Consider the following 6,974-nt stretch of genomic DNA (forward strand, 5'->3'; position numbering starts at 1 on the left):
ACCGGGGTCGATTCCCCGCGTCTGGCCCGGGACCTGGCCACGCTGGTCGGGCAGCATGACGTTCCGGTCAGGAGCCTGTCCTACGGCGAGCGCCACGCCGGCGAGCAGATCAGCCTGCGCCGCCAGGACATCCTCGAGCCCGCCGCGATCCGCGCGCTCGAACCGGGCACCGCCCTGCTGCTGGCCACCGGCGTCCGACCGGCGCTGCTGAAGCTCCGCCCCTGGTACACCGGCCCCCACGGTGCCGACATCGCCGCCGCCCGCGACCGGGCCGTCGCCCTCATCACCGTGGGAGCGGCACGGCCCACGAGACGGGCGCCGCCGCGGCACGGCGCGGCCGCGGTGCCAATCGGCGACATCCGTACCCGGAGCTGACCGGCGCGGGGGAGACCTACGACGGCGGGGAGGACAGGCGGTGAGCACCGAGCCGGAGCCCGAGGAGTCGCCCGGTGAGGAGCCGCAGCCGGTGTTCGCGACGCTGGAGGACTGGGTGAGCGAGCGGTTCCTGCCGATGTACCGGCGCACGCTGGGCGGGGAGTTCCGCTGGTGCGCCGAGTGGTGGCGCCATGCCGAGGCGATCTCGCGCCTGACCACATTGTGGCACCTGTGGGAGACGCTGCGGCTCAAGCCCGGCACCGGGATGGCCGAGTGGTACGGCCACCTCGACCATCACCTGCCGATCCTGCTCGGCGGGCGGCCCGTTCTACCAGTGCACCGAGGCCGAACACCTGGAACCCCACCAGGCTCGAGCCGTACCGGCGCCGTCGTGGTGGTGGACGGGCCTGGCAGCCCCGAACGTGGCCGGTGCCCCCCTCGACGCCTGATGTGCACATCTCCGCCTATCCACAGAACCCCGTTCGGCCCCGCCGACAGCAGCGGCCGACGCGAGCATCGAGCCCCGCCGGAAGGAAGAAAGCGTTTTGATCTCCGTCACCGACGCCTACGGCGCCCTGCGCGAGCGGCGCGACGCCGACCGCGCCGCCTCCGTCGTCTCGGTCGCCGCGGCGGTCGACGCGTTCACCGCACTCGCCGTCGGCATGAGTGCCGGGGAACACCAGGGTCCGCCGGAGCTGTATGCCACCTTCGCCCTCGCCCAGCAGGAGGCGCTCGAGGGCATGGCCGCGCTCGGCACGCAGCTCGGCGAGGTCGACGCCTCCGGCGCCGTACCCGACCTGAACGAAGCCGCCGGGCTCGGCGGCCTGCTGTGCGAGGTGCTCGTGGCCCATGGAGAGCACAGCGTCGACCCCATCCGGCGGCTTGCCGTGCTCAACGCCGCCGCCCACGCGGGGCGGATCCGGGACCTGCTCGCCTGATGGACACCACCTTCGGAGATCTCCTGGACGGCGCCTGGACACACCTGGGCGGCGCCACCATGCACGCCCACCCGCAACTGACCGGCGACATCACCGCGGCGGCCAAAGACGCTTGCCGTTCGCTGACCGCCAGACTCGCGCGGTGCGTCGAGGACTTCGCCCGCGCCGACGGCATCGCGCAACCCATCCACGAGGCGTCCCGGCTGCTGACCCGCCTCGGGCCCACCTCGGCGGCGGCAGCCGCCCATCCGCTCGCGCTGCACCTGCGCGCGGCGTCGGCCAGCTGGGGCGCCGCCGGTGACATGCTGGCCACGCACTTCACCCGGCGCGGGGATGCCCCTCGTTCCGACTGGGCCGCCGTCATCAGCGACGAGCAGGTCCGCGACGGCCTGCTGAGCGAGGTCGCCGACCACGCGCTCGCCCTGGTGGCCGTCATGGACCGCTCGGGCCTGACCCGCGACCCGGACACGCAGACCGCCTGCTCGCTGCTGCGCTCGTCCGCGCTCCGCTGCGCCTCCCGGACAGGAGACGGCGCCTCCTTGCGTGCGGTGCCGCTCAACGAGCCCCCGTGGCCGCCGCAACCGGTCCCCCTGCAGGCCCAAACTCCGCAGGAGCTGTCCGCCGGCATCGTCGCCGGCAGCGATGCCCTCCGCGCACTCTGCCATCGCCCCCAGGAGTTCAGCCCACGGCAGTGGCAGCGCACCGCCCTGGCCGCGTCGATCATCACCGACATCGCGGGCAAGACGCTCACCCAGCTCACCCGCCGCTGCCACGAACTCAACCCCGACCGGCAGCAAAGGCTCGGCAAGGCGCTGCAGCAGGCGACCAATGTCGTCCAGCGGGCCAACACCGAGTGGACGGGCGTGCGCCAGGCCTGGCACGGACAGGCCGCGGCGGGCCCGATGTCCGGATCGGTCCGCGAGCAGCACCTGGATCAGATGACCGTGCGCCTCGGCCGGCTGCTGTACGACAACCCGACGTGGACCCCGGCCCGACGAGACACCGCACCGCTCAAAGCGCCCGCGGTGATCGCCCCCGGCGCCGCCGACATGGTCCCGACCGCCCGGGCGGTCCTGCACGCCTTCGAAGGGCTGACCATCGTGGCCGAACGGGACCGACTGGACGTACGGCGAGCACTGCGCGTCGATGCCGGGCAGCCCGGCAGAGACCACCTGCTGACCGCCTATGAGCAGCTCGGCAGCCCGAAGGTCAGGGCATCACGAGCGCTCAGCGAGGCGATCCTGCTGGCCGCCCCCGCCGAGCAGCGCGACGAGCTGTGGCAGGACATCCGCATCCTGGAGCTGCGCCGCAGCGGCACCCTCGACAGCGGTGCGTCCGACCGGGCAGCAACGCTACGCAGGCTGAAGGCGATGACCACCGGCACCGATGGATACAACTCCCGCCCCGACCTCTCCGCCGCCTCACAGGTGGGGATAGTGCCAGCGCCCTCACCGGCCTCTCCGCCATCCCTGCGCCGGGGCGGTCGATTCAGGTAGACCATCGAGAAGGTGCACCGCTCGAGCCGTCGTCGACGGCGCGAGACACAGCGCGCCGAGGATGCCGGGAGCGGTGTCGACGACGCGTGAAAAAACTGGATCAGGCACACTTTCCGTGATCGGACCTCGGCTGAGCTGATCACGGTTCAGGCGTTCTAGCAAGTAGGTCACCTCCCGGCGGCGACGATCTGCGGCGTGTTGATCAGTGAGATGGTCGCGATCCTGTTCCCCCACCTGGCCCGCGTGTGCATTGACCAGGTGTTTCGTGCGGGAACGACGGTGCGGATCCGGGCCAGGACCGGCACCATGGAGGCCGCGTGCCCGGACTGCGGGACTCGGTCGTGGCGCAGGCACAGTCACTACGAACGGCGGTTGTCCGACACCGCAGCCGGCGGCCAGGAACTACTCATCCACCTGCGGGTACACCGATTCTTCTGCCGTAATACCACCTGCGCGAGGGCGACGTTCGCCGAGCAGATTCCCGGCCTGACAGTGCGATACGGCCGCCGCAGCGTCCCGGCGGCCAGGGCGTTGCGGGCGATTGCGCTGGCGCTGGGCGGTCGCGCCGGGGCCCGGCTCAGCCTGCGCCTGGCCACCGCAGTGAGCCGGACGACGCTGATCAGATTGATTCGCGGCCTGCCCGAGCCGCCCCTCGCGGCGGGTCCACGGGTGCTGGGCGTGGACGACTTCGCCTACTGGCGGGGCCACTCCTACGGCACCATCCTGATCGACATCTCCACCAGCACGGTGGTCGACGTGCTGCCCGACCGGACAGCCGACACCCTCGCAGCCTGGCTGCACGCTCACCCCGGCGTCGAGATCGTGTGCCGGGACCGGGCCAGCGCCTATGCCGAGGGCGCCGCCCGTGGCGCACCGCAGGCGATCCAGGTGGCGGATCGCTGGCACCTGTGGAGGAACCTCGGCGAGGCCGTCGAACGCACCCTCACCCGGCACCGCCATCACCTGCCGTCCCTGGTCCCCGCGCTCAGCGCTCAGCCCGCACCTGCTCCGCCTGCGCAGGCGCCCACCCGACCTCGGATACCTGCTGACCGCAACGACCGGATCGCTGTTCGCACCCGGGAACGGCATGCCGTCGTTCACGCTCTGCTGAAGCAAGGCCATGGCGTCCGGGAGATCACCCGGCGGCTGAACCTCGGCCGCAACACCGTCCGGCGCTTCGCCCGCGCCGGCAACCCTGAAGACCTGCTGGTGCATACCGGCACCGGCCAGCGGCCCAAGGCGTTGGACGCTTATGACGACTACCTGCGCAAGCGATGGGCGGAGGGATGCACCAACGCCGACCTCCTCTGCCACGAACTGCGGAATCTCGGTTACCGCGGCAGCAGCACCGCCGTCCGCCAATACGTCCGCCCCTGGCGAGCCGGCCTACCACCCACCCCGGCTTCGCTCCGCCCGCCCACGGTCCGGCAGGCCACCGGCTGGTTCCTGCGCAACCCCGCCCACCTCGAACTCGGCGAGCAACACCACCTCGACACACTCATCGCCTTATCTCCCCAGCTGGCAGCCCTCCGGGTTCACGTGCGTGAGTTCGCCGACATGATGATGAACCGCCGCGGCCGGGACCTGGAGGCATGGATCAACGCGGTACTCCGCGACGACCTGCCTGACCTGCGCTCCTTCGTCACCGGGGTACGCCGCGACCAAGACGCCGTCACCGCCGGCCTCACCCTGCCCTACAGCTCCGGACCCGTCGAAGGGCACGTCAACCGGACCAAGATGCTCAAGCGGCAGATGTACGGCCGCGCCAACCCCGACCTCCTGCGCAAACGCCTCCTGCTGGCCGACTGACCAGGGTCCGATCACGAAAAGTGTGCCTGATCCAGAATTCGAGCGTCGTTGACAAGCTGCCGGTCGGGGAGACACAGTCGATGCCTGACCCCCTCTTCCGCCCAGGTTGCGGAGGATGGCCGGCGGCTGTTGGCCCGCGCCGGCGCTGCTTACCCCGACTCAATACGACGGCGCAGCAGGAGTCCGGCGCCGGCGGCACAAGCGATCACAAGGCCGGTAAGCACGTACATCCGCCCGTCCGGCCCGGCCTCGCCCCCACCTCCGGTCGCAGCCCCACCCGCCGGGGTCGCGTCCACATCCCCGGCCGCCGGGATCTCCTCGTCAAGGTCAGCATCGCCCGATGCAAAAGCCGTCACCGTGGTCGTGAGGGTCCGGGTCGGCTTCGGGCTCGTGGTGGCCGCGTCCGGAGTGGGAGAGGTGCTCGCCTGACTGCCCTGGGCGACGGTCAGGGTGTAGGGGGTCAGGGCGCCCGCGTTCCGCACCTCGCACTCGATCAGCGGCGAGGTGGGCGAGGATCCGACATTGATGGCAGCCGGTCGCACCGACGCTTCGCCCGCCCTGGACGAGGTCGTCTTCATGCTGACTGCGGTCTGCGGCAGCGGGATGGTCTGTCCGGCGGTGATACTCAAGGGCTCGCTCACGCCGGTGGCGGATGTCAGGCCCTCGATCCCGGTGAGAGCCGCGTATGCGTACAACTTGACGCCGCCGGGCAGTCCGGCGGCGGGCACCCGCAGTTCGCTGCCGGTGACATACGTTCCCCGCCAGCCGATGGACATCTGCTGCCCTGCGGTGGCGTTGTCCGGCATGGTCAGCTCGACGTTGATCCGGACGTCCTGCGTCTCGGCCGCCTCATCGGTGCCACACTCGTACTTCACGACCTCCGAGACCACGCGCAGGCCACGGTCGCTGCTGGGCAGGGCGGCGTGAGCCGGCTGCCACATCAGCGTCAGGCAGCTCGCGACGACGACTGACACCACGGAGGGGATACGCAACGCCGACTCCTGCTATGACGTAGGGGCCAACAGGAGACGTGGCAGGGGAAAGATCGGTTGTCAGCCGTTCGCCTCCGGATAGATCTTCTTCCAGTTCATCCCGCCGCTGCGGAGGCATCGCGGCCGAGCCGCCGCAGAGGACCTTCGAGCTTGGCGCGCTTCTCCCCGGCCGGGGCGGACTGTTTTCCGGGTCGAGGACTCACTGCTCACCGCGCCCGGGGCCCGCGCACCGGTCGCGCCTCGATCAGGGCCGGTCACAGGGCGAGCAACGCCTCGGCATGAGTCTCGGCGGTGCGGACGTCGCGTGGGCGGAGCCTGTCCCGTAAGACAGGCCGGTATCCCCCGTATGAGAGTGCGGCGCGAACGCGGTCGTCTGTCTGCTGATTCCAATCGAGGAAAGGAATAAGGGAGATGCTCGGTCGGCGGACAGTGGTCCTGGCAGCGCTGGTCGCGGCTTCGCTCCTCGCGGGGGCCTCGGAAGCCTCTGCAGGCGTGGAGTCGTGGAAAGCGCGGCTCATGAACGGCAACGGCTCAGTCGAGATCAGCGCGGACCGCAAGGACATCATGGTTTGCGGCCTGGAGGCCGACAAGGATTTCGTGGGCGCCGAGTACGAGACGACATACGGCAGAACCATCAACATCCGGGCGGGCCCGGGCCGGCAGTGCGTCAGCGACTCGGTCTTCTTCGGCCGCATCCGATCGGTGATGCTCTGCCACGGCCCCGACGTCAACCCCGAGGGAGGCTCGTTCAGGTGGTGCGACCCCCGCACCACCTTCTGACGCCGCTGCACTGCGACAGCCGTACCGCCCACGGTCGCGCTGACAGAGATCCGATTCCACGGTGGGCTCGTGCCTTGCTCCCCTGCCCGCGATGTGGTGTGCGACGACGGGGGAGGTTTCGCGTCCGCCAGCCAGAGGCGGAGGCCGTATTTCCAGCCGCATTGGGAACTACAGGAAGAGCTCCGTACCGACGGCGCCGCGGTTCCCTGGCGAGCATGCGGACGCACACGTGCTGCTCGACGGCCTCTCATGCCTGCACCTTCTGTATGGGGGAGGGCGCCGAGCGGGGATGGTCCTTGTCCTTGCCGGCGAGGAGCACCAGGGCGAGGGCGGACATCGCGGCGACGGAGGCGAGCGTGATCCAATATCCCGGGAGCAGAACCTGTCCCTCCACCGGGAAGGCGGCCATGACCACGAGCAGGATCCACCCGCCCAGCCGGAGGGGTAGATTGTCGGCGATCACCACATCTAACGGCAGGTCCCACAACGCCGGCAGGGCACCGGGGCAGAGAGCGACGGCAAGGTATGCGACGGCGATGCCGGCTCCCGCCGCCGCTGTCCGCGTGAACCACAGGCGGTAGAGC

General features: G+C 70.5%; 7 protein-coding genes and 1 pseudogene. 6 read left to right on the forward strand and 2 right to left on the reverse strand.

Annotation, left to right across the window (positions count from 1 at the left end; translation table 11 throughout):
• The 5 genes and pseudogenes from AAH991_RS39510 to AAH991_RS39530 all read left to right on the forward strand — a co-directional run.
• Positions 1 to 375, forward strand: a 375-nt coding sequence (locus AAH991_RS39510; RefSeq protein ID WP_507185161.1) for a DEAD/DEAH box helicase family protein, incomplete at its 5' end; no start/stop codon positions are given.
• 91 nt (positions 376 to 466) lie between these two features.
• Positions 467 to 679: pseudogene (locus AAH991_RS40620) on the forward strand (DUF4913 domain-containing protein); the annotation flags it as partial.
• A gap of 241 nt (positions 680 to 920) precedes the next feature.
• Complete coding sequence (locus tag AAH991_RS39520) at positions 921 to 1,313, forward strand: hypothetical protein (RefSeq protein WP_346231091.1); 393 nt, start codon at positions 921 to 923, stop codon at positions 1,311 to 1,313.
• Positions 1,313 to 2,809: a hypothetical protein gene (locus tag AAH991_RS39525; RefSeq protein WP_346231092.1), complete on the forward strand. Its 1,497-nt coding sequence runs from the start codon at positions 1,313 to 1,315 to the stop codon at positions 2,807 to 2,809. The genes AAH991_RS39520 and AAH991_RS39525 overlap by 1 nt, the downstream gene beginning before the upstream one ends.
• A gap of 210 nt (positions 2,810 to 3,019) precedes the next feature.
• Entirely contained in the window at positions 3,020 to 4,618 is a 1,599-nt protein-coding gene (locus AAH991_RS39530) for an ISL3 family transposase (protein ID WP_428834094.1), read from the forward strand.
• 149 nt (positions 4,619 to 4,767) lie between these two features.
• Here AAH991_RS39530 and AAH991_RS39535 read toward each other — a convergent pair whose 3' ends face one another.
• Positions 4,768 to 5,508, reverse strand: coding sequence for a hypothetical protein (locus AAH991_RS39535; protein ID WP_346231088.1), 741 nt, complete (start codon positions 5,506 to 5,508; stop codon positions 4,768 to 4,770).
• Between the two features lie 594 nt (positions 5,509 to 6,102).
• Here AAH991_RS39535 and AAH991_RS39540 point away from each other — a divergent pair.
• Positions 6,103 to 6,390, forward strand: a complete 288-nt coding sequence (locus tag AAH991_RS39540) for a hypothetical protein (protein ID WP_346231089.1) — start codon at positions 6,103 to 6,105, stop codon at positions 6,388 to 6,390.
• Between the two features lie 247 nt (positions 6,391 to 6,637).
• Here the strand turns inward: AAH991_RS39540 and AAH991_RS39545 are convergent.
• On the reverse strand, positions 6,638 to 6,974 hold a 337-nt coding region (locus tag AAH991_RS39545; protein ID WP_346231090.1), incomplete at its 5' end, for a hypothetical protein.

Source organism: Microbispora sp. ZYX-F-249, from assembly GCF_039649665.1.
In the GTDB taxonomy this organism is placed as follows: domain Bacteria; phylum Actinomycetota; class Actinomycetes; order Streptosporangiales; family Streptosporangiaceae; genus Microbispora; species Microbispora maris.

Bases quoted from the DNA above. Each gene is read 5' to 3' on its own strand.
- AAH991_RS39525 (WP_346231092.1), top strand. From the start codon at position 1,313: ATGGACACCACCTTCGGAGATCTCCTGGACGGCGCCTGGACACACCTG.
- AAH991_RS39530 (WP_428834094.1), top strand. From the start codon at position 3,020: ATGGTCGCGATCCTGTTCCCCCACCTGGCCCGCGTGTGCATTGACCAG.